This is a genomic window from Bradyrhizobium cenepequi, from assembly GCF_020329485.1.
In the GTDB taxonomy this organism is placed as follows: domain Bacteria; phylum Pseudomonadota; class Alphaproteobacteria; order Rhizobiales; family Xanthobacteraceae; genus Bradyrhizobium; species Bradyrhizobium cenepequi.
The window spans coordinates 1-703 of record NZ_JAGKJI010000179.1 but is presented as its reverse complement, the minus strand read 5'-3'; the positions used below and the strand labels follow the sequence as shown (position 1 = coordinate 703).

Annotated in this window: 1 protein-coding gene; it reads left to right on the top strand. The window is 68.7% G+C overall.

Annotated elements, in window-relative coordinates:
• Positions 1-14: 14 nt before the first annotated feature.
• Positions 15-703, top strand: a 689-nt coding sequence (locus J6497_RS40805; protein WP_225709767.1) for an AMP-binding protein, incomplete at its 3' end; no start/stop codon positions are given.

Below are 703 nucleotides of genomic sequence, written 5' to 3'. Positions count from 1 at the left end.
GCGAGCATAGCGAGATGATCGCCGGCACGCTGGACTATGCCACGGCGCTGTTCGATCAGGCGACCATCGAGCGGCAGCGGGGCTATTTGCTGGCGCTGCTGCGGGCGATGGTAGCCGATGCGCAGCAGCCGGTCGGCCGCATTGAGCTGCTGTCGTCCGCTGAGCGCACCTATCTGTTGGAGGAGCTGAACCGGACGGCGGCGCCTTATGCTGAGCAGCAGTGCATCCACGAGCTGTTCGAGGCGCAGGTGCGCAAAGCCCCGGACGCGGTGGCGGTGATCGATGCGGACGAACGCCTCAGCTATGGCGAGCTCAATGCGCGGGCCAACCGCCTGGCGCATCATCTGATCGCGCGCGGGGTCAGGCCGGATCAGCCGGTGGCGATCTGCCTGGAGCGCAGCCCGGCGATGGTGGTGGGGGTTTTGGCGATCCTGAAGGCGGGCGGCGCCTATCTGCCGCTGGATCCGGCCTACCCGTCTCAGCGGCTGCGCCAGGTGCTGGGCGATGCGGCGCCACGACTGCTGCTGGCCGATGCGGCCGGTCGCGCCGCGCTTGGTGATGGCGTGGATGTGACGGTGGTGGATCTCGACACGGCAACGCCGGCCTGGGCGCAGCTGCCGGCGTCGGATCCGGATGTGCGCGCGCTTGGCTCCCGCCATCTCGCCTATGTGATCTACACCTCCGGCTCTACCGGGACCCCCAA